General features: G+C 67.2%; 1 protein-coding gene. It reads right to left on the reverse strand.

The features are described 5' to 3' along the window. A partial coding sequence (locus DVH29_RS16130) for an MFS transporter (RefSeq protein WP_114647199.1) occupies positions 1 to 580 on the reverse strand: 580 nt, incomplete at both ends.

Here is a 580-nt window from a genome sequence, read left to right on the forward strand (position 1 = left end):
CGAGGTGTAGCCGGTCACGATCGCCAGCGCCCCCAGCATGATCAGGAAGGCGAGCATGGGGCTGTGCACGCTCTCCAGCGTGGTGAAGATCGGCCAGGTGAGCAGCACGCCGAGCACGCCGAAGCCGATCATCAGCGGCTTGCGCCCGATCCGGTCGGACAGCGCGCCGGCCAGCGGCTGGATCAGCATGAAGCCGAACAGGGCGGCGGCGTTGATCTGCGAGGCGGTGGCCCGGTCGAAGCCCGAGGTATTGACCAGGAATTTCTGCAGGTAGATCGAATAGGCGTAGAAGGCGAGCGTGCCGCCCGCGGTGAGCAGGATCACCAGCCCGACCTCGCGCGGATGGTGCCGGAACAGCGCGAACATGCTCGACTGGCCGCCGCCGCGCTTCTCGAAGCTCTCGGTCTCGGCCAGCCGGCGCCGCAGCCAGAAGACGATCACCGCCAGCACCCCGCCGATCAGGAAGGGGATGCGCCAGCCCCAGGCGTCGAGAGCGGTCTCGCTCAATATGGATTGCAGCACCAGCAGCACCAGCAGCGCCACCAGCTGGCCGGAGATCAGGGTGACGTACTGGAAGCTC

This window comes from Pelagibacterium lacus, from assembly GCF_003345525.1.
In the GTDB taxonomy this organism is placed as follows: Bacteria; Pseudomonadota; Alphaproteobacteria; order Rhizobiales; family Devosiaceae; genus Pelagibacterium; species Pelagibacterium lacus.